This window comes from Clostridiaceae bacterium HFYG-1003, assembly GCA_024579835.1.
Classification (GTDB): domain Bacteria; phylum Bacillota; class Clostridia; order Clostridiales; family Clostridiaceae; genus JG1575.
Genome location: CP102060.1, coordinates 2339900 through 2366257 on the forward strand (window position 1 = coordinate 2339900; position 26358 = coordinate 2366257).

24 protein-coding genes and 1 tRNA gene are annotated in these 26358 nt (G+C 51.5%); 8 read left to right on the forward strand and 17 right to left on the reverse strand.

Annotated elements, in window-relative coordinates; all coding sequences use genetic code 11:
* Positions 1 to 3: 3 nt before the first annotated feature.
* The 5 genes from NQU17_10545 to NQU17_10565 form a co-directional block, all read right to left on the reverse strand.
* A complete protein-coding gene (locus NQU17_10545; GenBank protein UUM11092.1) occupies positions 4 to 522 on the reverse strand; it encodes a hypothetical protein in 519 nt (172 codons plus the stop codon).
* Positions 523 to 1237: 715 nt separating this feature from the next.
* Positions 1238 to 1885, reverse strand: a complete 648-nt coding sequence (locus NQU17_10550) for a class II aldolase/adducin family protein (protein UUM11093.1) — start codon at positions 1883 to 1885, stop codon at positions 1238 to 1240.
* Positions 1882 to 3189 (reverse strand): amidohydrolase, encoded by a 1308-nt coding sequence (locus tag NQU17_10555; GenBank protein UUM11094.1) that lies wholly within the window; start codon positions 3187 to 3189, stop codon positions 1882 to 1884. The genes NQU17_10550 and NQU17_10555 overlap by 4 nt, the downstream gene beginning before the upstream one ends.
* Before the next feature lie 261 nt (positions 3190 to 3450).
* Complete coding sequence (locus NQU17_10560; GenBank protein ID UUM11095.1) at positions 3451 to 4293, reverse strand: purine-nucleoside phosphorylase; 843 nt, start codon at positions 4291 to 4293, stop codon at positions 3451 to 3453.
* On the reverse strand, positions 4294 to 5352 hold the full coding sequence (locus NQU17_10565) for a s-methyl-5-thioribose-1-phosphate isomerase (GenBank protein ID UUM11096.1): 1059 nt from the start codon (positions 5350 to 5352) through the stop codon (positions 4294 to 4296).
* Positions 5353 to 5843: 491 nt separating this feature from the next.
* Here NQU17_10565 and NQU17_10570 point away from each other — a divergent pair, with 491 nt between their 5' ends.
* Together NQU17_10570 and NQU17_10575 are read left to right on the forward strand one after the other, a co-directional pair.
* Complete coding sequence (locus NQU17_10570; protein ID UUM11097.1) at positions 5844 to 6398, forward strand: HDIG domain-containing protein; 555 nt, start codon at positions 5844 to 5846, stop codon at positions 6396 to 6398.
* A 208-nt stretch (positions 6399 to 6606) separates the two neighbouring features.
* A complete protein-coding gene (locus NQU17_10575; GenBank protein ID UUM11098.1) occupies positions 6607 to 7104 on the forward strand; it encodes a hemerythrin domain-containing protein in 498 nt (165 codons plus the stop codon).
* Positions 7105 to 7469: 365 nt separating this feature from the next.
* Here NQU17_10575 and rpiB read toward each other — a convergent pair whose 3' ends face one another.
* Complete coding sequence (rpiB, locus tag NQU17_10580; protein UUM11099.1) at positions 7470 to 7946, reverse strand: ribose 5-phosphate isomerase B; 477 nt, start codon at positions 7944 to 7946, stop codon at positions 7470 to 7472.
* Between the two features lie 341 nt (positions 7947 to 8287).
* On the opposite strand from rpiB, the gene NQU17_10585 reads away from it, so the two are divergent.
* Both NQU17_10585 and gap read left to right on the forward strand, forming a co-directional pair.
* Entirely contained in the window at positions 8288 to 9361 is a 1074-nt protein-coding gene (locus NQU17_10585) for an SH3 domain-containing protein (GenBank protein ID UUM11100.1), read from the forward strand.
* Positions 9362 to 9714: 353 nt separating this feature from the next.
* Positions 9715 to 10734 carry a type I glyceraldehyde-3-phosphate dehydrogenase gene (gap, locus tag NQU17_10590; GenBank protein UUM11101.1) on the forward strand — a complete coding sequence of 340 codons (1020 nt, stop codon included), beginning with the start codon at positions 9715 to 9717 and terminating at the stop codon, positions 10732 to 10734.
* A 255-nt stretch (positions 10735 to 10989) separates the two neighbouring features.
* Here gap and NQU17_10595 read toward each other — a convergent pair whose 3' ends face one another.
* From NQU17_10595 to NQU17_10625, 7 genes are all read right to left on the reverse strand, one after another.
* Positions 10990 to 12048 (reverse strand): Fic family protein, encoded by a 1059-nt coding sequence (locus NQU17_10595; GenBank protein ID UUM11102.1) that lies wholly within the window; start codon positions 12046 to 12048, stop codon positions 10990 to 10992.
* Between the two features lie 1051 nt (positions 12049 to 13099).
* Positions 13100 to 14365 (reverse strand): AI-2E family transporter, encoded by a 1266-nt coding sequence (locus tag NQU17_10600; GenBank protein UUM11103.1) that lies wholly within the window; start codon positions 14363 to 14365, stop codon positions 13100 to 13102.
* A 323-nt stretch (positions 14366 to 14688) separates the two neighbouring features.
* Positions 14689 to 15663, reverse strand: coding sequence for an FAD-dependent oxidoreductase (locus tag NQU17_10605; GenBank protein UUM11104.1), 975 nt, complete (start codon positions 15661 to 15663; stop codon positions 14689 to 14691).
* 134 nt (positions 15664 to 15797) lie between these two features.
* Entirely contained in the window at positions 15798 to 16508 is a 711-nt protein-coding gene (locus NQU17_10610; protein UUM11105.1) for a hypothetical protein, read from the reverse strand.
* 278 nt (positions 16509 to 16786) lie between these two features.
* A complete protein-coding gene (pepF, locus tag NQU17_10615) occupies positions 16787 to 18586 on the reverse strand; it encodes an oligoendopeptidase F (protein UUM11106.1) in 1800 nt (599 codons plus the stop codon).
* Positions 18587 to 18897: 311 nt separating this feature from the next.
* Complete coding sequence (locus tag NQU17_10620) at positions 18898 to 19806, reverse strand: AEC family transporter (GenBank protein ID UUM13503.1); 909 nt, start codon at positions 19804 to 19806, stop codon at positions 18898 to 18900.
* Between the two features lie 226 nt (positions 19807 to 20032).
* Positions 20033 to 20620 (reverse strand): xanthine phosphoribosyltransferase, encoded by a 588-nt coding sequence (locus tag NQU17_10625; GenBank protein UUM11107.1) that lies wholly within the window; start codon positions 20618 to 20620, stop codon positions 20033 to 20035.
* Positions 20621 to 20860: 240 nt separating this feature from the next.
* Here NQU17_10625 and NQU17_10630 point away from each other — a divergent pair, with 240 nt between their 5' ends.
* A complete protein-coding gene (locus NQU17_10630; GenBank protein UUM11108.1) occupies positions 20861 to 21397 on the forward strand; it encodes a DNA-binding protein in 537 nt (178 codons plus the stop codon).
* 19 nt (positions 21398 to 21416) lie between these two features.
* Here NQU17_10630 and NQU17_10635 read toward each other — a convergent pair whose 3' ends face one another.
* Positions 21417 to 22292 carry a YitT family protein gene (locus tag NQU17_10635; protein ID UUM11109.1) on the reverse strand — a complete coding sequence of 292 codons (876 nt, stop codon included), beginning with the start codon at positions 22290 to 22292 and terminating at the stop codon, positions 21417 to 21419.
* A 222-nt stretch (positions 22293 to 22514) separates the two neighbouring features.
* On the opposite strand from NQU17_10635, the gene NQU17_10640 reads away from it, so the two are divergent.
* From NQU17_10640 to NQU17_10650, 3 genes are all read left to right on the forward strand, one after another.
* On the forward strand, positions 22515 to 22724 hold the full coding sequence (locus NQU17_10640) for a hypothetical protein (GenBank protein UUM11110.1): 210 nt from the start codon (positions 22515 to 22517) through the stop codon (positions 22722 to 22724).
* 9 nt (positions 22725 to 22733) lie between these two features.
* Positions 22734 to 22937 carry a hypothetical protein gene (locus tag NQU17_10645; GenBank protein UUM11111.1) on the forward strand — a complete coding sequence of 68 codons (204 nt, stop codon included), beginning with the start codon at positions 22734 to 22736 and terminating at the stop codon, positions 22935 to 22937.
* A 218-nt stretch (positions 22938 to 23155) separates the two neighbouring features.
* Positions 23156 to 23560, forward strand: coding sequence for a GyrI-like domain-containing protein (locus NQU17_10650; protein ID UUM13504.1), 405 nt, complete (start codon positions 23156 to 23158; stop codon positions 23558 to 23560).
* Positions 23561 to 24273: 713 nt separating this feature from the next.
* Here the strand turns inward: NQU17_10650 and NQU17_10655 are convergent.
* The 3 genes from NQU17_10655 to NQU17_10665 form a co-directional block, all read right to left on the reverse strand.
* A tRNA-Pro gene (locus NQU17_10655) sits at positions 24274 to 24349 on the reverse strand.
* A gap of 96 nt (positions 24350 to 24445) precedes the next feature.
* Complete coding sequence (locus NQU17_10660; protein ID UUM11112.1) at positions 24446 to 25048, reverse strand: response regulator transcription factor; 603 nt, start codon at positions 25046 to 25048, stop codon at positions 24446 to 24448.
* A 129-nt stretch (positions 25049 to 25177) separates the two neighbouring features.
* Positions 25178 to 26245: a histidine kinase gene (locus tag NQU17_10665; GenBank protein UUM11113.1), complete on the reverse strand. Its 1068-nt coding sequence runs from the start codon at positions 26243 to 26245 to the stop codon at positions 25178 to 25180.
* Between the last annotated feature and the right edge of the window lie 113 nt (positions 26246 to 26358).

Genomic DNA, 26358 nt, shown 5'->3' on the forward strand with positions numbered 1-26358 from the left:
CTCCTATCTGGCACTGGATTTTCGCATCGAAAAGTAATTGCTGAGCCAAATCACAAACACAATGACCACCGAGCGGACAAAAGCTGCCAGGAGAATCGCGGAGAAGGAGGTGGTATCCCAGATCGTGTCCGAGGCCAGATGCCTCAGAGAAAATTCAATGGTGTTGGCGCCGGTATCGCACAGAACCAGGGCCACGGCCAAAGGCAGCGGATAAGGCGAGGTATTGGTGGTGACCGCCCAGCGGTAGATCCAGGCATACGCCACGTAGAAGGCAATCTCCAGCAAATAACTGGAAGCCAGTGCCGCCGTCATTTCCATGGACATGGAATCCATGAAGATTCTCGCCAGGGTTACCGCCAGTCCGGTCGCCAGGGCCAGTGCCAGCGGGTGCCTGGGCTTGAACAGGTGAAGCGCGGAAATCAGGACAACAATTCCGAAGGTAATCCGAAATCCTCCGTTACCCACCGGGATGGACACCAGAGAAGCCAGGGCCGACAGAATAATGATCAGAGCAGTTTGCATGAAAAATCCCCCTTAATTGGTAAAAAGAACAGTGAGCGAATGTGTCAGTCCCTCGCTGGATCAGGCAATCATCTCACCCGGAAGCTCGAGACATATTTAACACAGTTACCTGAAATAGTGTACCATAATTCAGGAATACTTATATAAAAATCACTAAAAAAGTTCAAAAATTAAATTATACGTGAAAAATATCATTATTTTTAGAAAACCGGCAAATCAGCCCTGCCAAACAATTCTTCTTATTTGGATGACCCTTGATCAAACAGTGAGTTCATCGCTGCATGACTCATTGTATCGAAAAAAAATCATTATAACCAAAATCAAACAGTCCTATTGCAACAGTTTCCATCCTCTTCTATTAGTACAGTTACTGAATGACAAACGGCAATGCTGTTTGGATCCGTCCTGTCACAGCGGGATAGAGTACGCAGCCTGGGGAGGATGATGAAAAACATGGATGTTTAATGGGATCGAGGAATGATGACCGTCTGCCGGTTTCAACCGGCCGTACGTGTCGAGAGCGTGCGCCGCACCTTCTCACAGCCCCGGGAAGAAAAAACGAACCCGGCGAGCAGGCTGTCAGCCCGAACGTTGGGTTCGCTGATTTTACTTTCTGATAAGAGTTCTTTCATCGACGCCGGCAGTCCTTCCCATCCGGTCGGTCCGGGTTGCGGGATCGCTATTCGGCCTCCCTTTACTGCCATCCCTGAATCGATTAGCGATAGGGATTGGACCGGAATCGATCCCGGACTTCCTGCATCTGGTCCTGGCTCAGCAAGCGGGCTCCGCCCAGGGCTTCCGTCAGAATCTGCAGCTGAGCGACATATTCCAGATGCTCTGCCCGGCCGAAGGCCGCCGGAAGATCTCCGGCCACGGTGACGAGTCCGTGATTGCCCAGGAGTACCGCATGATTCCTGCCCAGATACTCCAGGCACAGCCCGGCAAGTTCCGGTGTGCCGTAGGTGGCATAAGGCGCACAGCGGATGCGGCTGCCGCCCACGGCCGCCAGATAGTGGACATTGCGGATTTCCTGCCCGGCACAGGCAAGGGCCGTCGCATGGACGGAATGAGTATGGACCACGGCGCAGACATCGGGCCGGGCCCGATAAATGGCCAGATGAAGCTCCCACTCGCTGGTTGGCTGCCGCCCCGGTGCACACTCAATGACCCTTCCGTCCGGATCCAGCAGCAGGATATCCTCCGGCCGGGTTTCCGGGTAGGGCAGACCGGAAGGCGTCATGGCAATGAGCCCCGAGGTCCGGTCAAAAATGCTCAGATTACCCCCGGTGCCGGTGGTCAGACGACATTCCAGAAGCTGTCTGCCATAATGGACCAGCTCCTCGCGGACCGACTGCAGCCTCATGAGAGGTCGCCTTCCAGGATGCCGACAATCCGCTGCTGGGAACGGTTGGCCATATAGCGGATCTTCTCTTCGTCCAAGGTCTTGAACTCTCCCTTCTCATACAGGATCCGACCGTTGACCATGGTCAGAGCCACATCGCCCTGACCGGCAGAGTAAACCACGTTGGCCAGCGGATCATAGCAGGGAGTCATCTGGGGAGAGCAGGTGGAAATCAGGATCAGATCAGCCGCCGCGCCGACCCGCAGTTCGCCCGTTTCCGTGCGTCCCTGCGCCAGCGCGCCGTTGCGCGTTGCCATGGCCAGAATCTGTGCCGGGCTCAGGAACAGGGAATCCCGTTCCACCCCTTTGTGAACCATGGCTGCCAGATGGATTTCTTCCATAAAATTCAAATTATTATTGGAAGCAGCTCCGTCCGTCCCCAGCGTCACCCGCACCCCCTGATCCAGCATCCGGCGCAGCGGCATCAGACCTGACCCCAGCTTCAGATTGCTGGAAATACAGTGCGCTACTGTGACATCATGCTGCCGGAGCAGAAGAATATCCGAATCTGTGACATGGACGCAGTGAGCGGCGACCGCCGGCCCGTCAAAGAGACCGCAGCGGCTGAAATACTCGGTCGGCGTCATGCCGTGCTGATCCACGCAGGCCTGATGCTCTGACAGCGTCTCCGACACGTGAACCTGAATGATCCGACCCGTGCTTCTGGTATAATCCGCCACCTCCCGGACCAAGGCTTCATCCGTGGTGTATTCGGCGTGAATCGTATGATCCACCCGGATGAGAGAATCCCATCCCATGGCCCGGACCCGGGCATCCAGTGCTTCCGTCTCAATCCGGCCGATGTGTTGGGAAAAACTTTTGGCATCCGGCCGGGAAGTAATGCCGCGGCCGATGTTGGCCTTCATTCCGGCTTCCACCGTAGCCTGGGCAATTTCATCGATGAAGTAATACATATCCGAGTAACTGACCGTTCCCGAGGCAATCATCTCCAGCAGTCCCAGGCGGGTTCCCCAGGTAATATCCTCAGCCGTCAGCTGATCCTCAAAGGGAAACATTTTCTCGAACAGCCATCGTTGCAGGGGCAGGCCCTCGCCGTAGCCCCGCATCAGGGTCATGGGGATATGGCTGTGCGTGTTGACAAAGCCTGGCAGCATCACCGTGCCGCTTGCGTCCTTAACTTCTTCACCGGCTATGGCAGGTGCGGGCTGCGCCCCCATCCAGGTGATGATCCCGCCCTCGATTCGAACCGCCTGACCCGTCCGGATCTCGGTTCCGTCATATAATGTCACATTTTGAAACAGCATGTTATTCCTCGCATTCATGGTTCCCGGCCGAGAACCCGACCGGGGATTGGTTCTGCACTTCAGTTCAAGTACTTCGGCAATCGATTTGTGCTGATTGATCCAGATGTCTGATCCGGCTGTCTGATCCGGCTATTCGATCCGTCCTCCGGATTCAACCTGCCCATGGATCCGATTCATGAGCCGATTCATGAGCCGATTCATTGATTCGGCTTGCCGGAGGCTCGGACGATGGGTTCAGAAAATGTCCCCTGGACCAGAATCTTATTCCAGACGGCTGACGATCTCCCGAATCAGTGCGGAAAAGTCCGCGGCCGAACGCCTGCCGGTTTCGTCGACTTCTTCACCAGTCACCGGCTGATCCAGCACTCCGGCAGCCATGTTTGTAATCAGGGAGAGAGCAATCAGATCCATTCCCATGTGTCCGCAGGTCAGCGCCTCCGTCACGGTAGACATTCCCACGGCATCCGCCCCCAGGATGCGCATGGCCCGGATCTCAGCCGGCGTTTCAAACTGCGGGCCTACGGCGAAGTAGTAAACCCCTTCCCGCAGGGACAGCCCCAGGTTCTCGCCGCAGGTTCGAACCAGGCCACGCAGCCGTTTGGTATAGAGATCGGACACATCAAAGAACCGGGGTCCGAACTCCTCCCGGTTGGGGCCGCGCAGGGGGCTGGCTCCCGTCAGTTTGAGATGATCGCTGATGATCATGATGTCCCCCGGCCGGTAAGACTCATTAATTGCTCCGGCGGCATTGGTCAGAATCACGGTTTGCACGCCGCAGCACTGCATCACCCGCATCGGAATCACCAGATCCTCAAAGTCGTAGCCTTCATAATAATGGAACCGGCCGGACATGCACATGACCCGTTTGCCTTCCAGGGTGCCCAGGATCAACTGGCCGGCATGAGAAGCCACCGTGGAAGTCAGGAAATTCGGAATCTCGGCATAAGGGATGATCACGGGATTCTCAATCAGCTGGGCCAGGTTCCCCAGGGCGGAGCCCAGAACCAGTCCGATGTCCGGTCTGGTTCCGGCCCGCTCCAGAATATAGTCGGCCGCAGCCTGATACATTTCGACAGAATAATTATCAATCGGTCGGTTTTTCATCTAGACGACCACCGTGCTGACGTCGCCTTCCCCATAGTAGGTTTTCAGGTCATAGGGCGAGAAAATGCCCTTGGGGGTGACCACACCGTTCACCAGCTTGGGCGGGGTAATGTCAAAGGCTGGATAATAGGCGTTGACGCCTTCGCGGACCACGCTGCGGCCCAGGTGAGTTTTGACCTGTTCCACATCCCGTTCCTCAATCACGATGGATTCAACGGACTCATGCTCAAAGTTTGGCGTGCCGGTGACAAAGTAGGGGATGTTGTGATATGCCGCCGCCAGAGCGAGCTGGAACGTTCCTACCTTATTGACGACATGACCGTCCATCGTAATGATGTCCGCCGCACTGGTCAACACATCCACCTGTTCGCGGGCCATGATCCAGGCCGGCATGTTGTCCGTGATGACATGAACTTCAAATCCCATATCCGCGATGACGGAAGCCGTCAGGCGGGCGCCCTGGAGAAAAGGCCGGGTTTCAGGACAGATGAAGCGGACGGTCTTCCCCTGCCCACGGCAGGCCAGAAGCATCATGCCGACGATGGTTTCCCCGAAGCACTGGGTCATGACTACCCCCTGATCCGGGAACTGAGCAGCCAGATGATTCGCCAACAGGCGAACTTCATGGTAGCGGCGGTTGATGGTCTCAATGGCATCCGCCACGATGGCCGAAGTCAGGTCCCGGCCGTTTTCCATGGCGATATGGGCAGCCGCCAGGGAGCGATCCGTCATCAGGCGGAGTTTTTCGGCCGTGGTGGGGCGGGCCTGAGACAGCGTCCGGGCCGCCTCAGCCAAATAAGCCATGCGTTCCTCTACCGGACGGTCTTTCGCTTCATGACTGGCCAGAGCCATGCCCATCTGGACCGCCAGAAATGGTCCGCCGCTCTGAGTCACCATATCAGTGATAGCCTGAGCTACTTCCTGATGACTGCGGCACTCCACCGTCTTTTTTTCATAAGGGTAAACGCGGCGATCCAGAATCCGGACCACCCCATCCTCATACCACGCAATGTTCTCATATTTCAGCAATTCTGCCAGACCGTGATCTTCTCGATGCATGTTCAGCCTCCGTTTCACTGTTTTTACTTTTCTAAATAGTTGCTGCTCGACATCCGAGGTCTTGTTCAACAACCTCTTCTCCTTTAATATACCAAACCTGCCCCACCTTTGTCTGTTGCAATCTCTCCCCGGGACATTGCCGCACCCGGACAGTCAGCTTTCACTGGCTCCGCGGGAGATGGCATATCCGATCAAAACGGCTGCCTCCTCAGAGCGATGGGATCTGGATTCGAAAACCCGGATCATCCACCTTGCCCTGAGCAATGACTTTTAGTTGAACCGTTCGATCAGTCGATGTATAATTGCCATTAATATTCAAATAGCTCCATATGCTGCCTGATTTGATACCACACCGCCTCAACGATTGAATAAGCACAATCCTATAAACGAAAGCCCTGTATCACCAAAACACCCGTATCACCGAAACACCTGTATGAACGGAACACCATATCAAATCACAGTCCCATCACATATAATACGGAGGAAATCCTATGCCAACCAGAGAAGAAGCCTGGGCACTGCTCAATGAGTACAATCAAACCGACAGCCTGATCAAGCACGCCCTGTCCGTCGAGGGCGTGATGCGTCACTTTGCCCGCAAATATGGCGAAGACGAAGACAAATGGGGCATCATCGGCCTGATCCACGATCTGGATTATGAAAAATATCCGGAACAGCACTGCGCGAAAACCAAAGAAATCCTGGAAGAACATCACTGGCCGCAAGACTACATTCGGGCGGTCATGAGCCATGGCTATGGCCTGGTCACGGATGTCGAGCCCGTGGAAGCCGTCGAAAAAGTCCTTTACACCATTGATGAACTCACCGGTCTGATCACGGCAGCTGCCTACATGCGCCCCAGCCGGAGCGTGATGGATATGGAAGTCAAATCCGTCGCAAAAAAATTCAAAACCCCTTCCTTTGCAGCCGGCGTTGATCGCAGCATCATTCTCAACGGGTGTGAACGCCTCGGCATGGAACTGAACGATGTCATCGGCGAATGCATTGAAGGCATGCGCGCCATTGCGCCTGCCATTGGCATGTGATGACCGCGCCCCGAATCAGCTTTCCTGACCGAACAAACCTCTAATCAGCGGCCGAACCGAACCGCATGGAAACGGACCCCTGTGAATGAACTTTGAAAATCTTATACAAATTACAGAAGGTTCGTTAACTATTATCTATTTTAATTCTCTAACGGCATTCTTCTCTATAATTGATTCATAAGCAATCAATTGAGTGAGGTGGAACGCATTGAAAATTCAAGATGAAATTAAGAAGGAACATGATGAGATCCGAAATTACATGCTGCAGATGGACAATGAGGAAGAGAAAGCGCCGGAAATCTTTCAGGATCTGGTAACTTTTGTCCTGGCTCACCACGAATCCGAAGAACAGGTGGTGTTTGATGCCCTGTCCAATAAGAAGGACGTCAAGGAAGTCAAGAACAACCTGAAGGCAGAACATGCCGGAATTCGCCGTACCATGCAGATTATTCTGGACACGCCGGAAGATGACGACATGTGGAAGGCTCACGTCCATCTTTTGAAAGACCTGTTGTATCATCACGTTCAGGAGGAAGAAGAAGAACTCTTTGAAATTGTCCGCAAAGAACTGGATGAGGCAAAGCAGGAAGAGGTCTACAAGGAATTCGAAAAATATTTCAAGCAGATCAAACCGGACGCCAAAGCCAAAGTTGAGTCCAAATACATCATTGAAGAAGAAGATGTTCTCCCCAAATCAGAACCCTAAGAGCACCCTTTGAAGGATACAGCCCTCCCCGGCAAATCGCCTGGATCTTGGGTTGATCCATAAGCAGCACCGGCGCAGTTCACAAGCTGCGCCGGTGCTGTTATTCCGTTATGTGAAGGACTTTCGCCCAGCTGCGCTGGCCCAGGATTCCGCCACGGCTGAATCATCGCCAACATCCCGGATCATCCTCATAAGATCTCATGGATTGATGCGGCTGATTCGGGTCGGCAGGCCAAGAATCGAAAGAACAAGGCAGGCAGGTGACCCCTTTGGGGATCGCCCGCCTGCCTTTGCTGGTGATTCGGAGAAATGGGACCGGCTGAACGCCCTGGTCTCCCCTCATTCTCTGCTTATACTTGCCGCTCCTAGTTGGAGGATCCGCAGACGTATTGCTCTGCTTCCTGGGACGCTTCAATCTGGCGGATCAGTTCAACCCGACCGGCATGGCGACCGCCTTCAAACTCAGCCTTGAGCCACTCGTCGACGATCATTTTTGCCAGGTCCGGTCCGACAACGCGGGCTCCCATGCACAGGATGTTGGTATCATTGTGCATGCGGGACAGTTTGGCGGAATAGGGTTCAGAACAAACCACCGCACGGATGCCCCGGACTTTGTTGGCGGAAATGGAAATGCCTATTCCGCTTCCGCAGAACAGCATGCCTTTTTCAAATTCGCCCGAAGCCACTTTCTTGGCCACGATCTCGCCATATACCGGATAATCTGCCCGATCCCTTGAATGAGTTCCAAAATCCACATATTCTACGCCAAGCTCATCCAGGTATTTCAGGATCTCGAGCTTAAAGTCGTAGGCTGCATGATCATTACCGATTGCTATTTTCATGTTTTGTCACCTCTGCTTGTTTCATTTACCCTCCCATTATAGCATGATCGAACCATGGTTTTTTCAGTAAAAAAGTTGTGTATTTCGAGGCAAATCAATGCCCTTTGAAAAATTAACACCTGTAAAGAAATGAATACGCCTGCGAATCACATTTTCCACAGAAAAGCTCCAAAACCATTCGTATCAGTAACTTGACAGCCATTCCTGCTCTGGTTGAGTTGTGAAGATGAGAGGTGGAACGGGAAAACTGGTTTTGTAACCAATTTGACATTAATTGGAAAGACTGGTAAAACTTATTTCAGAGTAACAACTTATAAAAATAATCCAGGATGGAGGTAGCTATGATCAGTCAGCATGTCATAAAGACCATTGCCAAGGGACTGGCTATCGTCTCAATCTTAACTGGGACGTTCGCATTATCAAATATCAATCCACAGGTGGCCGAAGCGGCCATGGGCGAAACGAGAACTTCAGTCAACTTCCGGGTCGGACCTTCCACAAACTATTCCATCATCCGGAAACTGACCGCCGGAACGCCCATCGATGTCATCAGCCATAACTCATCCTGGTCCAGGATCAAGGAAGGCTCGACCATCGGCTATATTTCATCCTCCTACATCACCTTTACCTCCACCGGTCTCACCACCGGAACCGTCAATCTGCGCAAAGGTGCCGGCACCGGCTACTCCAGCCTGCTGAAGATCCCCGCCGGACAGACCGTTCAGGTTCTGGCCGGACCATCCAACAGCTGGTACAAGGTGGTCTTCAACAACCTGACCGGTTATGTGTACAAAAGCTACCTCCAGGTTACGGAGAACAGCGCTGTTCTGGAAACCCCCACTGCCAATCAGATTGTAGGGGAAACTCAGAAAAGCTATACTCTGACAGCCGATACTCCCAAATACATGAATGCCACGGATGCGGCAGCTCGTACAAACTCCGTCGGAACCTATGCCGCCGGCAGCTACTATATCTACAAAACTTCCAATGGTATGATGAATGTATCCAAAACAGAAGGACAGGCCGGCGCCTGGATCAACCCCACGGCTCCTCCGGCTGTCTCAGCCCCCGCTGCCCCCACCGATCCCTATGCCGGGTACACCAAGATGACCTGGTCCTTCACCTTCTACACCAACCTCGCTTCCGAAAATGGCGGCTGGACCACCACCGCACTGGGAACCCGCCTGCGCTACGGCGTACTGGCTTCCAATTACTGGCCCCTTCGCTCAAAAGTCAGCCTGCCAGGCTGGGGTGATTTCACGATTGAGGATCGCGGCGGCTCATCCTTCGATTCGAAGTACCGCATGGATATGCTGATCCCCCGAAACTCCGGCGAATCCGACTACCAGTATAAAACGAGAGTGAACAATATGGGCATCAAGTCCATCACAGGTTACATCAAACCCTACAAATAAAAAATAACAAATCGCACGGCTTACACCGTGTGATTTGTTATTTTTTGACACTTCCGGTAAAGTTTCCGTCACGTCAGATGATGGAAAGGTATACAAAACCGGTTAAGATCTGTTTTTGTTCAGTCCTCTGTTGCAAAATGTATCACACTGTTAACCGAAAAAAATAGTATAGATAGTACAAGTGACAACTCCTTCAGCTTGTCAAAATAATGGCAATCTACGGCCATTTGCGGGATTCTGTCCGAGAGAAAAAAGCTACGAATAAAACAGATTTAATGTTGAAATAATACAGTAAATATGAAAAGATGGTCGTAGAGAGTATCTCATATCAAGTTTGAAATTTGGAGGATGAAATGATTCGAGTTGCAGTAAATGGGTACGGACGAATCGGTCAGAATGTCGTGAGGATCCTGGCGGACCGTCCGAACAACAATGTGGAACTGGTCAGCATCAATGGGATGCCCAGTGCAGAACTGGCATTGGCCAAGCTGCGGTTTGACTCCATTTATGGAAGATTTCAGGGAGAAGCTTCTGTAGACGGAGAATATCTGGTCATCAACGGCCAAAAAGTGCTGATCACAAATTACCGGGAAGCAAATGAATTACCCTGGAAAGAACAGAACATCGACATTGTGATTGAGAGCACCGGCAAGTACCGGACCCGGGAACTGGCTCAGGCTCACCTGGATGCCGGCGCGAAAAAGGTGATCATTACCGCTCCCGCCAAGGATGAGGACATCACAATTGTCATGGGCGTCAATGAAGAAAATTATGATGACTCCCTCCATCACATCATTTCCAACGCATCCTGCACAACCAACTGCCTGGCTCCCTTTGCCAAGATCCTGGACCGGCATTTTGGCATCGAGCACGGCATGATGAGCACGGTTCACGCCTACACCAACGGCCAGAGCCTGACCGACCACAAGGCCAAGGATCCCAGAAGAGCCCGCGCCGCCGGTCTCAATATGATCCCCACCACCACCGGTGCTGCCCAGGCAGTTGCTAAGGTTCTGCCCCAGCTGCGCGGTAAATTCCGCGGTGTTGGAATCCGGGTGCCGATCCCGACGGTCTCCCTGGTAGACCTGGTGGTCACCACCCGCGAACCGGTTACGGCGGAAGAAGTAAATCGCGTGCTCCGCGAGGCGGCTGAAACCGAGCTCAAGGGCATCATGGATTACAACGAACTGCCGCTGGTATCCAGTGACTATGTAGCCGATCCTCACTCCAGCATCATTGACGGACTGAGCACGCTGGCTCTGGAAGACCACATGCTCAAGGTCTTTGCCTGGTATGACAACGAGTACGGCTACTCCTGCCGCGTTGTGGACCTGGTCGAATACGTCGGCAAGCGTCTGCCGCACCAGGCCTGATCCTTCGATTAATTAAGAGCAACGTATATCGAGGACAATGTTAATTTGCCAGAAAAGCCGCAGACACTCCGGATCCGGAGTGCCTGCGGTTTTTCTGTTTTCTTTTCATCTCTGCTGTTGTAAGCTGATATCGTCTGATCAAAGCTCTTAGCAACGTAATTATTTTTCCAATTTGAGGACTTCTTTCCAACACCTTTTCTTTGGTGTTCCAGAATCTTCCGCATTATTTAAACCTGTTTCGGTAAGGTTCAGAGGTTAGTTTTGATAATCTGTATTTTTTATATAAGCAGTACTCCTGCCAGCACCTACTTTAATGATGTATCCACTCTTCAATAAGTCAGAAAGGGAAAGTTCGACGGTAGACATACTAATATCCGGACATCTATTCAATATATCTTTTTTGGATAGCTTATGTAGTGTGCTATCGAACAATTGCTTTATCCGCTCCGGCTTCGAAATGGTGTTATTTTGCAAATGCCCTACTCTGGAGGAAAAATCATTATAGGCATTCAGAATAACTTCCAGGTAATATTTTACAAAGGGCAAATAGCTGTGTTTATTTTCAAGCCACCCATGTGAACTTTCTTCAAGTTTTTCATAATAGGTTTCTTTAGTTTTCTCAATGATCATTTCCAAGCTAATGTATTTCCCAACAATATAATCTGCGCGATAAAGTAATAAAAGCGTCAAAAGCCTACTCATCCTGCCATTTCCATCGTTAAAAGGGTGAATGCAAAGAAAGTCGAAAATAAACATTGCAATTAACAACAGAGGCTCATGTTCTTCTTTTTGGATCGCCTCAATAAATGCGCTTGAAAGTCTTTCCATGGCATCATACGTTTCAAAAGCAGTTAATGGCTGAAACTTAATCCGCTCTTGTCCGGCTTCTATTTCAACTATGACGTTGTCTGAATTTTTGAACTTTCCACCTATTGATGCTGGACTGAATTGATAAAGATCTCGATGTAATTGCAGAATGACGTTCACTGTTGGACTTATGTAATCGTAATTTTCATGAATAAGCTGAAGAACCTCACGATACCCCGCAATTTCAGATTCGGAACGATTCTTAGGTTCCGCTTTTTCTTTTACAATGGCATTAAGTCTGTTATCTGAAGTGTAAATGCCTTCGATTCGGTTTGATGCTCCGGTACTTTGAACCTTTGCTATTTCGAGCATTGCATTTAAAATATCTGGTTTCGCCTCGATAAAGAGTTTTTGTTTCCCCTTATTTTCGCGAATGGCTGAAACTAGATTAATGATTTGACTGCAAAGTAGTTCTTGAGGTAGCTTATTGTATACAAACGTGTGCATGATAACACCTTCTTTCTGCACAAATATTTTTCTTTCTGCATTATTTTATAATATTATTATGCAGTTTACAAGATAATTGTGCAGAAAGGCGTCTCCCAAATAGAGAGGAGCCTCAGGAAAAATCACTGCGATACTATATTGTTACGAGGCAATCCGGACCGGGAGTACGAGATATATTTCTTCATCCATGTCCTCCAGACGGAACACACCGGGAGAAATACTAATGGTCATACTCAAGGTCACACTTTCGGTTTCAATGCACTTGAGGACAGGTCCGGAATAACATGCCTGGGAGATTGCCTGGAACATGTCCTCCTCACAAAATGAGAAGTCCTGTTCCACATCCAGGCATTCAGGATCAACACTGTTTTCTCAAGTACTCGGCTGATTGTCTCCCAATTCGTTGATATAAAATAAATCCCGTTCACCTATTTTCCTTTTTCTTCTTTTCTTTCTTTTTTCATTTTATGGATAGCAAACGCCATTGATACTCCTCCTTTCACTGCGGCGCTTTTTTGACAACAAAAAAAGCACCTGCAATTGAGTGCGGTACTTTATTGAAAATTCTGATTTTATAGAATTATCATAGCATGTGAAATTGATGTTTGCATAAAAAATAATGGCAAGCATAAAGGAGGAAGATTGAAATAGCCTTCCTCTTTCATTGATTTACTCTATTCTAAACATCCTCATTCTTAAGACCATTCCGATCATTAAGATGAAACCGAGTAATCCCATTCCAGCTAAGGGGATACTGGATCCTTGTTCACCATTGGGGGCAAATCTCCTGGAATCGCTTCGATTGGAAGGTCCGCTTTCACGATCTCACCATTTTCTTGGTGCTTGGGATTCAAAATAGTATTTTCCATCAGGCAATTTTTCAAATGTCAATAATCTATTATCGTCTGTTAATCCTTCAAACACTTTCGTTCCATTTTCTATAAAGCTATCGTCTGATCAAAGCTCATTTCGTCTGACCGGAGGTGGTATCGTCTGACCGGAGGTGGTATCGTCTGACCAAAGCTGGTCTGAACAGCGATAAGACTGTAAGCTATTCAAGGAAATCGCTGGTATCGACCTCAGGATCGGCCAGATCCTTGAGCTCCGGTTCATTGAGCGTAACAGGATCCTTGCCCTTGGGGATCTTCAGAATCTGATATTTGGCAATGGCTCCCTGATTCTGGAGCTCGATGCGCTTGTTGACATGCTCGCGGACCAGCTTGTAGATCGCTGCCAGGGTGGGAACACCCAGGAAGGTTCCGACAAAGCCGAACAGCGCTCCGCCGACGGTGACAGCGAAGAAGACCCACAGCGGCGGAAGTTCCACCGATGCACCGACGATGCGGGGATAGATGAACATCCCGTCAATCTGCTGCATGACCACGATAAAGACGATGTAGAACAGCGCCTGAACCGGGTTTACGGTGAGAATCAGCAGGAAGCCCACGACTCCGCCCACAACGGCGCCGATCATGGGGATCAGGCTGCTAAGACCCGTCAGGGGTCCGATCACCGTAGCATAGGGGAAGCCCAGGAGAAGCATGAGCACGGTGGTCAGGATACCGATGACGATGGCTTCCGTAACCTGGCCCACGATATAGCTTCGGAAGGTCGAGCCGACCACGCCGATGAGATACTTCACTTTGGTGCGGCGCTGCGGTGTCATATAAGCTTCCATAATCCGATCCATCTGACCCAGCAGGGTTTCCTTGGAAATCAGCATGAAGATGGCGAAGGATAATCCCAGAATGGCTGTCAGGACGCCGCCCAGGACATCCGTCACGCTGCGAAACAATCCGCCCGCCAGGTTGCCCATATTGGACAAAAGCCCCTCGCTCCAGTTGCTGTTATTCTGGTTGAACCGTTCAATATATTCGGTGAGCCAGGAGATATCCCGGCTCTTAATCCAGTCAACGGCAGACTGATAGTACTGTGGAGCCTGTTTGGAAATAACCTGAATCGCCTGGATCGACTGGGGAATGACCAGAACCACCACCAATGCCAGAATTCCGACCAGGAGCAGCACCGACAGCAGCATCGAGACCGGACGCCGGATAGTTCGGATCAGGCGCGACTCCCCCACAAACACGTGCTTTTCCAGCCAGGTCAGGGGCAGATTCAGCGTGAAAGCCAGAAATAACCCAATCAGAACCGGTGCCATTATGCCAAACAAGTACCGTAAAAATACCAGGAATCCAGACAGGTTAGTGACTACAAAGTACACTCCGCCGGCCAGTATGATCAGGCGGGCAGCCTGGCGGTAGTCAAACGCGCGCGCCGGCGCATTCTGTTCATGTGTTGATTTGAATTGATCCATCGCATGCACCTCTCATCTCTTAGGTTCCATTGTACCAAAATTTTCCGAATTGCCCATGAACGCGAGATTAAAATTGCCTGTAACCGAGTGCCGGCCGGACAAGGCTCCGCTACCCGGCTGGCTAGGTTCATCCATCCGGTTGGCTAGGTTCCTCCATCCGGTTGGCTAGGTTCCTCCATCCGGTTGGCTAGGTTCCTCCATCCGGTTGGCTAGTGAGAGACTAAGCTCAATGAAAGCAGGCATCCCGCGGGATGCCTGCTCATAAGAATATTTCACCTGGTCTGGCGGCACCTGTCGTTAGACTCAGGCCGGGGCAGACCCGATCAGGAACGGGTCATGTACCAGTCATTGAGAGCCAGGGCAGCACTGGCCCCCTGGGCCGCCGCTATGATGATCTGCTTGTACTTCACCGTGGTGACATCTCCGGCGGCGTATACACCCGCCAGGCTGGTGGCGCCATTGGCATCCACGATGATCTCACCGCCCGGGGTCAGCTCCACCAGTCCGCGGAACAGGTCGGTGTTTGGTATGTTGCCGATTTCCACAAAAATCCCCTCGACTGGAATTTCGCTGACTGCACCGGTGGCTTTGTCCGTGACCGTCACCGATTCCACGCCCATATCGCCATTGATGGATTGAATCTGAGTTTCCAGGTGAGCCTTGATATTAGGGATTCGCACCATCTGATCCAGCAGAATCTGATCCGCCCGGAATCTGCTCCGATGAACCAGGTTCACTTCCGAACAGATTTTGGACAAATCAATGGCTGCTTCTACGGCCGAATTGCCGCCGCCGGCCACCATGACTTTTTTCCCGCGATACAGAGGACCGTCGCAGATGGCGCAGTAGGTGACGCCTCGTCCATACAGTTCCTTCTCACCGGGGACTCCCAGTTTGCGCTTGGAAGCGCCGGTTGCCAGAATCAGGGAGTTGGCCCGATAGGTCTGCTCATCCTCAGCCAGGACCTCAAACTGACCCTCCGCTGTCTTTTTGACCTCTGTAACACCGTAATACTTCAGAATCGGAACTTCCAGCTCCGCCACATGACGCTCAAACTCTTCCACCAGACTCAATCCGCTGATCCCGGTGAACCCCAGGTAGTTCTCTACCGAGGAGGTGTCCGCCACCTGACCTCCCGCCTGACGGCCGATCATGCCGACTTCCAGTCCTTTGCGGCGCAGGTACAGCGCAGCGTTCAATCCAGCCGGTCCTGTTCCGATAATCAGCGTATCATAGGTTTTCGTCGGATCCATTTCCACTTCTTTCGTCATTGGTGCCTTGCTTAAATTAAATTCCATGTTTAACCTCTTCTCCTGATAATGCATATGTTTTCTTGTTGCGTCGGTTCATTCGACTGCGCGAGCAGTTTGATGCTCCGTTGACCAGTTATTGCCGGCCGCCAGCCGATCTCTCCAAGAGCGACCAAACCCCGTCAGGACTCCTCATTGACGATCTTTGACACCGAGGACTCCGACAATCCGCCGAACACCTCGCCGATTTGCCGCAGCGACAGGGTCGAGCAGGCTTTCATGCTTCGAATCATCTCATTGCGCCGGGCTTTGTCCTTCTTCAAGAGCGGCAGGGTCAGCTCCAGCTCTGTCAGCTGACGGTCCAGTCTTGCCCGGGCTTCCGCCACCGTCTCGATTCGCTCCTGGCAGCCCCTCTGGTAGGTTCTCTCCAGGTCTCCGGGCAGGCTCTCGAAACTGGTCGTGTCCAGAACTGTCATCTGACTCAGCTGCTGAACCAGGTCCTGGCAGGATTGGACTGAGCCGACTGTTTCCAACGACGCATCCGGCTCAACGCTTCCTCGAGTCGGGTCGACAGCCGTTGAGAGCAGTTCACTTCGAAACCGGTCACGAAACAGGCAGCCGTCACAGTTCTTATAGAGGGAATACCGAATGTTGATTTCCTTCATCACTTTGGAGACATCGCACCCGTTGGCATCCAGGATCAGATCATACCGGTCCGGATCTGCCAGGCAGAATGCTTTTACCTGAAAATTATTCTTTCGGGCGGCCAGCTGAACAATTCGGAGAAATTCCTGACGATCCGCCTCCTGGACGAATAGTGGAACCTGACCGCTTCCCCGCTGCCGGATATGGTAGGTGCCATAGTTATCTTTGATTCTGGATTTTCTTGCCATGGTCTCACCTCAACCATAATGATATCAGAATATCCCAATAATTCAAGTACCGTCCCCGTAAAAAATACCGCCCGTTCGGACCGGAGTCCGTAGGGACGGTATTTTTTATGGGGATCCGGCACTGACTTTCACTGGATCGCTTCATCCTATCAAAGATTTTGGACGATTTGCTTTGGACCAGAGCGTTTCAATGTTCCGGCCGGGCAGAGCCCAATCGATCATCGAATCGGCCGACAGTGCCCGTTCGGTCCTCAAATCGGCCGGACAGATGTCAGGGATTACGCCAAACCGTATTCGCGCTCCAGCTGATCCATCAGCTCTGAGAAGTCTTTCAGAGTGTCTTGCAGGGGTTGGGGCGTTGTAATGTCGACACCGGCGTCCTTCATGACGTCCACCGGGTACTTGGAAGAACCGGCTTTGAGGAACTTGTCGATATAGCGCTGTGCCGCCTGGGTTCCTTCGTGGAGGATCGTCCGGGCAAAGGAGGATGCCATGGCATAGCCGGTGGCATACTGATAGACATAGAAATCATTGTAGAAATGGGGAATGCGGGCCCATTCGTACTTGATGGCTTCATCGATGACCATGTCCTCGCCGAAGAACTTGCGGTTCAGATCCAGCCAGATCTGGTCCAGATCGCCGGCATTGAGCTGTTCGCCGGCTTCCAGCCGTTCGTGCGTGACTTTTTCAAATTCAGCGAACATCAGCTGCCGGTACACAGTAGTCCGTACCTGCTCCAGTTCCTGGTTAATGAGCGCGATCCGCTTGTCACGATCCGTTTCCTTGCCAATCAGGTGGTGGATCAGCAGCTTTTCATTGCAGGTGGAAGCGACCTCCGCCAGGAAGATGGAGTAGTTGCCGTAGATATAGGGCTGGTTGCCTCTGGAGTAGAAGGAGTGCATGGAATGCCCCATCTCATGGACGAAGGTGGAGACATCGGACATGGTTCCGTCGAAATTCAGAGAAATATAGGGCATGGTGTCATATACGCCGGAAGAATACGCCCCGGAGCGCTTGCCCAAATTCTCATACTTGTCGATCCAGCCATTCTCTACGCCGGCGTGGAAGGCTGCCATGTATTCCTCGCCCATGGGCTTCAGACCCTGCATGGCCATTTCAACCCCCTGCTCAAAGGTATAACGGTCCTGACCGGCTTCAGCCAGCGGCACATAGAGGTCGTACAGATGCATTTCGTCCAATCCCAGAATCCGCTTTTTCAAGCCGACGTAGCGATGCAGCAGATCCAGATGATCATTGATGGTTTCAATCGACTGATAGAATACTGCCACCGGGATGTTATTGGGCTTGAGGGCCTTTTCTACGCTGTTTTCATAATGGCGCAGCCTGGCTTCAATGATCCAGTCCTTCATGTTTGTGGTCAGAAGGAATGCCAGCGTGTTCTCCGTGGCCCCGTAGGTGCGGTGCAGGGTTTCAAAGGCATTCCGGCGCAGGGTGCGATCCTTGGACTTGATCAGCTGTCCGTAGGATCCGTTGGTCAGCAGATGTTTTTTGCCGGTTTCATCCTCTACGTCCGGGAAGGACAGTTCGGCATTGCTGAAAATACCCACGGCACTCTGCGATGCGCTGCGCACGTCCCCGAAGGCTGCCATGACTTCTTCCTGTTCATTGGACAGGATGTGCTTCTTCAGGTTGCGCTTGCGCTCCAGGTGAAAGCGATAGGCTTCCACTTCCGGAGCGGCCAGGATCTCCTCAAACACCTCATCCGGCAGCGCCAGGATTTCCGGCTCCGCGAAAGCGGATACCGTACCGTACTCAGTAAACAGCGCCCGGCCCTTCTGGTTCAGGGTCTGCATCGCCTGGTTCGTCATATCTTCGTTATATTTCAGATTGCCGTACACAAACAGCTTGCTGATCAGGCGTTCCGTCTCTTCCTCAATTTGGGCGAAGCGCAGATAGCTTGCCGCGTCCCGGATGGTCCCCTTCAGTGAGCCAAACTCACCAATCAGTTTCTTGGCCCGGGCAAAATCCGTCTCATAGGCTGCCAGATCGGCATAGACCGGGGTCAGGTCCCACTGATCCTGCGCTCTGACATCGCTTCTTTTCTGTAATTCCTTCATTATTATCCTCCATGCAGTATCGCCGGCTGCCGCTGCTTCCGACCTTCAAAGCCAGGAGGTACAGCCCGCTGATTTCCATATGACCATCTTAGCAAAAAGGATCCACCCGCGGGTGGATCCTTGTATACAGAACTTCAATTGAATATACAGTATTTTCATTCATGTCCCGACCGGTGCCATAAAACGCTAAGAAACAAGGATTCAATGCGGACCGCTCACCTGATCCACCGAGATCAGGTCTCATTCCCTACATCCGTGAATCGGTTCTGTGAGCCAACCGTCAGGGGATCCGTGAGTCAATCGCCAGGGAATCAGCGAGCCAGCAGGGAGGCAATCAACGGGATCGTGGCCACCGAGGCCAGGGTCGTCAGGAACACGGCCCGGGTCGCCAGGCCCACCTCCCGGTTGTACCGGTTGGCGATGATGACGGCCATCGTCGGACAGGGCATGGCCAGAATGATCACGCTCACCCCAAGGATCAGAGGATCCTGGATAAACGGCTTCAGGAGGACGAAGGTCAGTGCCGGAATAATAATCTGCTTGATGAGCGTGAAAGGATAGAGTCGCAGCTCGGTGAAGATCTCGCGAAGCGGAATGCCGGCCAGACTGATGCCGATGACCAGCATGGCCAGCGGTGTGGTAGTTCCGCCCAGTGACTGGAACGCACTTTGCAGTGCGGGGGGCAGTTCGATGCCGAACACGAACATGATAATCGCCAGGATGGAGGCGATGACCGCAGGCGAGCGGAACGTATTGAGATCCAGCTTCATCTTCTCGCCGCTGAACAGACTGGTACCGATGGTGAACTGAAGTACGTTGAAAAACAGGTTGAATATGATGGCGATCACCATCGCCTGTTTGCCGAAAATCGCATGAATGACGGGAAAGCCCATAAACGCAATGTTAGAAAACATGGTCAGGAAGATATAGATCCGAACCTGATCCCTGGGGACTCTCAGGAGCCGAGCGGTCAGATAGCCCAGCAAAGGCGTGATCAGATAGCTCAGGCCGGCCACGACGAAGGTAACCAGTACTGTTTCTCCCGCTCCGGAACGATCCGTTCCCGAAACCGATGAAATCATCAGAAAAGGCATGGTAACCTGAAGAATAAATCCGGAAAGTTTTTTCTGAAAATCCATATCAACCAGATGCAGCTTGACGGCCGCATAGCCGATCATCATGATGATGAACAGCATCATCATCTGATTGATGACAACCATAATATCCAAAGAGTCCTCCTTGCGGCCCCAGGGCCTTTTTCATTCTTAAATACATCGTGCATAAATAAGTCGCGCCTAAATAAGTCGTGATTTTGCAGACATCCGGCTTCGGTCACAGCGGCTGGTTGCCAGCACGCCCCGAAGCCTTGCTGAAAAAAGCCGCGCAGTAAAAGCCGCGCCGTTGTCTCATTCATAAGGAAGGACAGGCATTTCGCCTGTCCGTTGATTACTTCTGCGGGTCGTTCTCACAGAACGTGACGGTGTCCCCGTCAAACCGTTCAATGCGAGCGAGCGAATGGATATGGTAGCCCTTGTCACGGAACGTCCGGCCGCCCGGCTGAAATGCCTTTTCGATGCCGATGCCGATGCCCACCACCGTGCTTCCCGCCTGATCCGCCAGGTCAATCAGACCTTTCAAAGCTTCCCCGTTTGCCAGGAAATCATCGATGATCAGCACCCGGTCTTCCGGCAGCAGATATTTGCGGTCGACGACGATGTCATTCTTTTTCTGTTTGGTATAGGAGTACACCTGACTTGTATATACATCATGCCCAAGCGTCAATGACTGGATTTTCTTGGCAAAGAGCACCGGTACATGGAAATGCCAGGCAGCGGCATAAGCCATGGCGATCCCTGATACTTCCAGGGTCAGAATCTTGGTAACTCCCTGATCCTTGAACACTTCATAAAACTCTCGGCCCATTTCCATGAACAGATCGGTATCGATCATATGGTTGATGAACTGATCGACTTTTAATATTTCACCGGGCAAAATTCGCCCTTCTTTTAAAATCTTTTCTTCCAGTAATTTCATGCTGATCCCCCCATGTTCTTTTCCCATTATAGCAAATTCATCTCTTCTATGCATTTTTATTCATTGGTTTTTCCAATGACCAATCCCGTTCATATTTCTTCGATGCAGTGAACACAGCGTGAATAATCTGTTGCCTCCCGCTCTATAGAGGGCAGCCTTCCGTATAATAGAAACCAACGGGAACCATCCCGCATTGAGAGAAACAGACCGGCCAGACAGGAGATTGCGGCGGTTCAGGATATGCCATTTAAAAAAGGAATTCTGAACCGGGCGGTAAAGCAGAACTTTTTTAGTACCGGACTGGACTTGAAATCACAGAAAGAGGTGAAGCGCTTGTTTGCAGCGAAAATCGGAGAATCAACTTATATGATCCGCCTGGCCCAAGGCGAGGAGCTGATGCATGAAATGCGTGCATTCTGCGTCCGGCAGAACATTCGACTGGGATACTTCACAGGTCTGGGGGCAGTCCGGGAAGCCGAACTGGGCGTCTTTCTTCATGATGAAGGCAGATATGATACTCAAACCTTTCAAGGTTCCCTGGAAATTCTATCCCTCCACGGCAATATTACGCTGAAGGATGACAGCGTCCACCTGCACGTTCACCTGGGCATCGGCGATGAAGCATTCCGGATGTACGGCGGTCATCTGAATCGCGCCGTGATCATGCCGACCTGCGAGATTATTCTGCACGTCTTTGATGCGACCGTTATTCGCGTTCGGGATGAAGCAAGCGGACTGAGCCTGCTGCAGTTGCATGACCAATCCGCTGAAGTGTAGTATTCAATTCCTTTGGATCTTACAGCCGTTTCTGGAAGTTGCCAAAAACTTGACTGCCTTCGGTAGAAATGATGAAGGCATTGGGATCAATCCGGGTAACGACCCGCCGCAGCATCGGCCGTTCCATTTTATTAATCATCGTCGTATGCACATGAGTATGCTCCGCGGTATACGCCCCGGCCCCTTCCCAATTGGTTACGCCCCGGCCCAGTTCCTTCATGATTGCCTTGTCGACGCCATCTTTTTTGGTGAATATCATCACCCAGACATTGATGTTCTGGGCATGTACCCGGTCCACGGCAACGGATGCGACGGCGTTGAACAGGAAAGAATACACAATGACCTCAAAGTTCTGAGTCAGCGCAAGGACGGAGAACACCAGAACATTCACCATAATGGTAATCTTGCCAACACTGAACGCGGGATAGGTTTTGGTAAAGTACAGTCCGATGATATCCATGCCGCCGGCAGAATACCCCGCAAACAGGGTAAGACCTGTTCCGACGCCATTCAGAACGCCGCCCACCAGGGCGCTGGTCAGATAGTCGTGAATCAGGGGTTCTTTCGGAATCGGAATCAGCGTCATGAGCAGGGTCAGAACTGAGGTCATGATGATGGTGCGAATGAAGAAGAACCGTCCCAAGCTCCGGTAAGCCAGGATCAGCAGCGGAATGTTAATCAGATAGTACAGCAGACCGGACAGGTCAAAGGCCGGCAGCGGTACGTTCAAGGCCACCAGCAGGGAACGCAGAATCTGGGCAACTCCGACGATTCCGCCCGAGAAGAAGTGCAAGGGCTGAATGAACAGGTTCAAGCCCGCGGCGAAAAGAAACATCCCGAAGAAGGCCAACGCAAAACTCTTGACCATGGACCATTGTTTTTCTGTAAATTTCATATTAATCCCCCAAGAAATAAATCCATTACTATCTTAACACTGCCATTGCCCGGAAAGGAATAGGGCAGCTACGATTTCCCTGTAAACGGAGCCGTCATAACCGATCCTTACTCACTGCCAAGGCTTTTGAAGACATGAATGCTCAAAAATTCATTCACTTCATGCACCCGGACCAGAGACAGGCTGTCTTTTGATCCAGCATGAACCCCAAGGAGGATTTTCATGGAATACAAAATGAACGTCAATGTCAGCTTCGAGCGTCCCCTGACTGCTGATCTGACCGACAATGACAAGCTCACCGGCTTCATTCAATATCTGGAGGCCAACGGCCTGGTCACTCCCGGCAGTGTCCAGATCGATGCCGCCACCGGAGTCGTTCGGCTAAAAGCCACCGAATCATTGCTGCAGTTTGTCGAAAAGTATTTGAAGTAGGAGGATGCCATGAATAAAGTACGTTTGGAAATTACGAGTGACCGCCCGGTTCAGATCAACCTGAACAGCCTGAAGGTCCAGGGCGCTCTGATGATGGCCGCGATGGCCGGTTACCTGGATAAGGGGTCGGTCAAATATAATGCGGAGACCTCCACCGTTGACGTCACTCTTAAGGAAAAAAGCATTCAGTTTATTGAGGAGCGTCTCAAATAACTCTCCCCGGCAGGCTGGCTGCCACCGACAATCCCTGAAATAAAATTTACGCTTCCTTCATGATTGATTCATCAAAGGGAGCGTTTTTCTTTATGTAGTTGCTTTATAATGACATCGAAAAATGATTCCGCATCCTAATCTATTATGAAGGGAGCTTCATTATGCCACGAGTCACAGATATTGCCCTGATTGAAACTGCTGAATAGCCGGTTCTATGCATTCGAACCCAGTCTTCCATGACCCAACTGCAGCAGCTGATCGGATCAGCCTATGGCAAGCTGGCTGCCTACCTGGGAGAACTTGGCACCTCCCCCAGCGATATTCCCTACGTCTGCTACCGCAACATGGACATGGAACACCTGAACCTGGAAATCGGCTTCCCCGTCGCAAAATCCCTGCCGGACCGCGAGGACATGATCAGCGCGATGATTCCAGCCGGGAAATATGTCTTCTGCATTTACCGCGGGCCCTATCAGGACATGCCGCCTGTCTATCAGGAAATCAACGACTGGATCGATACTCATCAGATGCACCCTACCGGGATAGTATATGAATGCTATCTGAACGGTCCCACCGTTCCTCCGGAAGAACTGCTGACTAAGATTGTGTTCCAGCTTGCCTGATCTCCTGCCTCTGTTCGACTGACCAGGGCCTGGCGCCAATAAGTAGGCTGGCAGCCAAATGTCAGCCTACTCTTTTCAGGTATTTTATTCACTTTGCATAATTTCCAACCTTGTAATAAAAGGGGGAACAATATGAATATGCACTTAGTTATCCTCATTCACAGTGTCAGTGCGGGTAATTAAGTGCATTCCTGTCTTATCTTCATTCTGCCTAGAAAAGAGAGTTCCAAGTTTTCATGAGTTATCTTTAATAATCCGCGCAAACCTACTTCACCGTTCTTCTCACCGAGAAAAGTGTCAACAGAGACCCACAAGGTTCACTTACCCGGGGGGAAATAATATTTGAGACCTGCGCTGCCGATGCGATTCATTAACCAGTGACGGGAATGACACTCCCTTCTCCATGATCTGCGATGCAAGGATTCATAATTTTTTTTTAGGATAGTGAAATGATTTTCCAGTGAATCATTTTTCTATTACTCTTAAAGAAGTTATCGTAAACACAATTATCTTTGGGTTTTTATATATATTATTCTCGTTCGATTTATAGGTTGCAGGAGAGTAGCAAACAGACTTGATAATGCTACGATTGGAATAGAAGTTAATAAACTAATAAATACTATTGAATATGCATGGTCTTAACGGAATAGACAGGCGGGATTTATGTTAATAAATGACAAAAGGTTTCTGAGAAACTCAGAAACCTTTTCTTATGGTCGGAGTGACAAGACTTGAACTTGCGACCTTTAGACCCCCAGTCTAACGCGCTACCACCTGCGCTACACCCCGACAGCATGTTTTATTATAGTACATCCAATGTCGTTTTTCAATGGATTTCTACACTTTCTTTATAAGATCTTTTTGAGGCGATTCCATGGAACGTTGTCAGCTTTTTCGGTAGAAGAAGATGGCCAGCTGCGTGCGGTCGCGAAGCTCCAGCTTGTCCAGGAGAGTTGAAATATAATTTCGCACCGTGCCTTCACTGAGGAACAGGCGGTCGGCAATTTCGCGGTTGTTTAGACCTTCGGCAACCAGGCGCAGAATGTCTTCTTCGCGTTCGGAGAGCTGCGGGAACTGATGATGTCTGGCGGGGTGCTGAAGGGACTGCACGACTTTCGAATCAAACACCATCTGTCCGGAGTGGACGGCCTGGATGGCCGGCAGAATGCCGGCGATATTGGACTTCAGGATATAGCCCTTGCATCCCAGGGACAGTGCCCCGGCGATGTATTCCTCATCCTGGAAGGTCGTGATCAGCAGGATGCGGGCGGCGGGATCCTCACTCAGGATCGACCGGGTAGCTTCCAGCCCGTTCATGGACTGCATCCTGATATCCATCAGAATCACATCGGGTCGGAACTCACGGGCCAAACGAATGGCATCCTGACCGTCCTGACCGGTGGCTGCCACCTGGATGCCGCTGGCTTCCACAATGGTTTTCAGGGCATCCACGACTAAAAAATCGTCGTCGATAATAATGACTTTCATGATTACCTCCTGGTCGCTGAATGTATGAATATTTATATGATTGAATGATTGAATGATTATAAGTTTGAATTTTTAACCCCGTGATGGTTTGAATGGATGACATAAGACGGAGCGGAACAGGATGCTGCTTCAGTGATTTTGTCCGGCAGCATCCCTGAGAGGCGTGCCGGATTTGGGCAGCACCAGATGAACATAGAAGCCGTCAGACCAGCCGTGGCTGAAAACGCCGTCCATGCTGCGGCTGAGTTCTTCCAGGCTGACCAGGCCGATGCCAAGCTTAACCGGCTGCTTGGAGCCGTTGTCCTTGACCGTGATGCTGTAGTGGCGGGGGAGCTCCCGCAGGGTAATCCGGATGGCGGTGGCGTCGGAGTGGCGCCGAATGTTGGTAAGTGCTTCCCGCAGCAGCGTCAGGATGGCCCGCTTTACCGGCAGCGGTGCCGTGTCATCCAGCTGAACCGACTGCTGAATCTGGTACTTGGCGCGCATCGGTTCGATGAGCCGGTCCAGTTCCGAGCGCAGGGATATGGACTCATTATGGAGGTTGTGCAGACTCCGGCGCACCTCCTCCATGCCCTTAGCCAGGGCCTGGGACAGGGTGTCCAGCCGGCTGCGAACGGGTTCCTCGCAGGAGAGCTTCATCGCCTCGATCTGCAGCAGAGCCGCAGAGATGGTATGGCCCACCGAATCATGGATCTCACGGGAAATCCGGTTTCGTTCCTGAAGCACTGCGATTTCCAGGTTTTTCTCGTGGTTGAGCTCCTCCTCCTTCTGAATGCGATGCTGCAGGATCTCATTCTGGACAAAGTCATCCCGCATCAGGTAATAGGCCTTCTCCCGTTCTCGGGCAGCCTGTTCCTGCCAGGACATCCACAGAGCGAGCAGAACCAGGAGCAGCGGGATCAGCTGCACCGGCATCAGTGCGGCAAGCAGCGGCACCAGACTGAGAATTCGGCTGCGCTGGAGCAGGGCATAGGCCAGCATGGGCGAAAAGAGCGCCAGCGGGGGCCACAATCGCCAGAGGACGACATACAGGATGGCCAGCCCCAGGTCCAGATAAGGGATCGGACTGAACAGAATCAGATTGGTCAGGATGATCGCTGCCATGATCAGGGGCAGCGCCGCCGCCACCGCCGGAGCCGACCCCAAAGGGATCAGGCATAACCCAAGGATCAGAATGGTTTCAATGAATCGCCGCAAGCTCGCACCTCCTTTTTTACACCCTCATTATATGACATTTGTCACCTCACGTCATGACCCGGTTCACTACCGCCCGCCTCCAAAGCATCCTATCATGAAAGCATAGGAATCGA

Excerpts from the sequence above, each read along its gene's own strand:
- NQU17_10545 (UUM11092.1), bottom strand. The coding sequence starts at position 522 with ATGCAAACTGCTCTGATCATTATTCTGTCGGCCCTGGCTTCTCTGGTG.
- NQU17_10550 (UUM11093.1), bottom strand. The coding sequence starts at position 1,885 with ATGAGGCTGCAGTCGGTCCGCGAGGAGCTGGTCCATTATGGCAGACAG.
- NQU17_10555 (UUM11094.1), bottom strand. The coding sequence starts at position 3,189 with ATGCTGTTTCAAAATGTGACATTATATGACGGAACCGAGATCCGGACG.
- NQU17_10560 (UUM11095.1), bottom strand. The coding sequence starts at position 4,293 with ATGAAAAACCGACCGATTGATAATTATTCTGTCGAAATGTATCAGGCT.
- NQU17_10565 (UUM11096.1), bottom strand. The coding sequence starts at position 5,352 with ATGCATCGAGAAGATCACGGTCTGGCAGAATTGCTGAAATATGAGAAC.
- NQU17_10570 (UUM11097.1), top strand. The coding sequence starts at position 5,844 with ATGCCAACCAGAGAAGAAGCCTGGGCACTGCTCAATGAGTACAATCAA.
- rpiB (UUM11099.1), bottom strand. The coding sequence starts at position 7,946 with ATGAAAATAGCAATCGGTAATGATCATGCAGCCTACGACTTTAAGCTC.
- NQU17_10585 (UUM11100.1), top strand. The coding sequence starts at position 8,288 with ATGATCAGTCAGCATGTCATAAAGACCATTGCCAAGGGACTGGCTATC.
- gap (UUM11101.1), top strand. The coding sequence starts at position 9,715 with ATGATTCGAGTTGCAGTAAATGGGTACGGACGAATCGGTCAGAATGTC.
- NQU17_10595 (UUM11102.1), bottom strand. The coding sequence starts at position 12,048 with ATGCACACGTTTGTATACAATAAGCTACCTCAAGAACTACTTTGCAGT.
- NQU17_10600 (UUM11103.1), bottom strand. The coding sequence starts at position 14,365 with ATGGATCAATTCAAATCAACACATGAACAGAATGCGCCGGCGCGCGCG.
- NQU17_10605 (UUM11104.1), bottom strand. The coding sequence starts at position 15,663 with ATGGAATTTAATTTAAGCAAGGCACCAATGACGAAAGAAGTGGAAATG.
- NQU17_10610 (UUM11105.1), bottom strand. The coding sequence starts at position 16,508 with ATGGCAAGAAAATCCAGAATCAAAGATAACTATGGCACCTACCATATC.
- pepF (UUM11106.1), bottom strand. The coding sequence starts at position 18,586 with ATGAAGGAATTACAGAAAAGAAGCGATGTCAGAGCGCAGGATCAGTGG.
- NQU17_10620 (UUM13503.1), bottom strand. The coding sequence starts at position 19,806 with ATGGTTGTCATCAATCAGATGATGATGCTGTTCATCATCATGATGATC.
- NQU17_10625 (UUM11107.1), bottom strand. The coding sequence starts at position 20,620 with ATGAAATTACTGGAAGAAAAGATTTTAAAAGAAGGGCGAATTTTGCCC.
- NQU17_10630 (UUM11108.1), top strand. The coding sequence starts at position 20,861 with ATGCCATTTAAAAAAGGAATTCTGAACCGGGCGGTAAAGCAGAACTTT.
- NQU17_10635 (UUM11109.1), bottom strand. The coding sequence starts at position 22,292 with ATGAAATTTACAGAAAAACAATGGTCCATGGTCAAGAGTTTTGCGTTG.
- NQU17_10640 (UUM11110.1), top strand. The coding sequence starts at position 22,515 with ATGGAATACAAAATGAACGTCAATGTCAGCTTCGAGCGTCCCCTGACT.
- NQU17_10645 (UUM11111.1), top strand. The coding sequence starts at position 22,734 with ATGAATAAAGTACGTTTGGAAATTACGAGTGACCGCCCGGTTCAGATC.
- NQU17_10660 (UUM11112.1), bottom strand. The coding sequence starts at position 25,048 with ATGAAAGTCATTATTATCGACGACGATTTTTTAGTCGTGGATGCCCTG.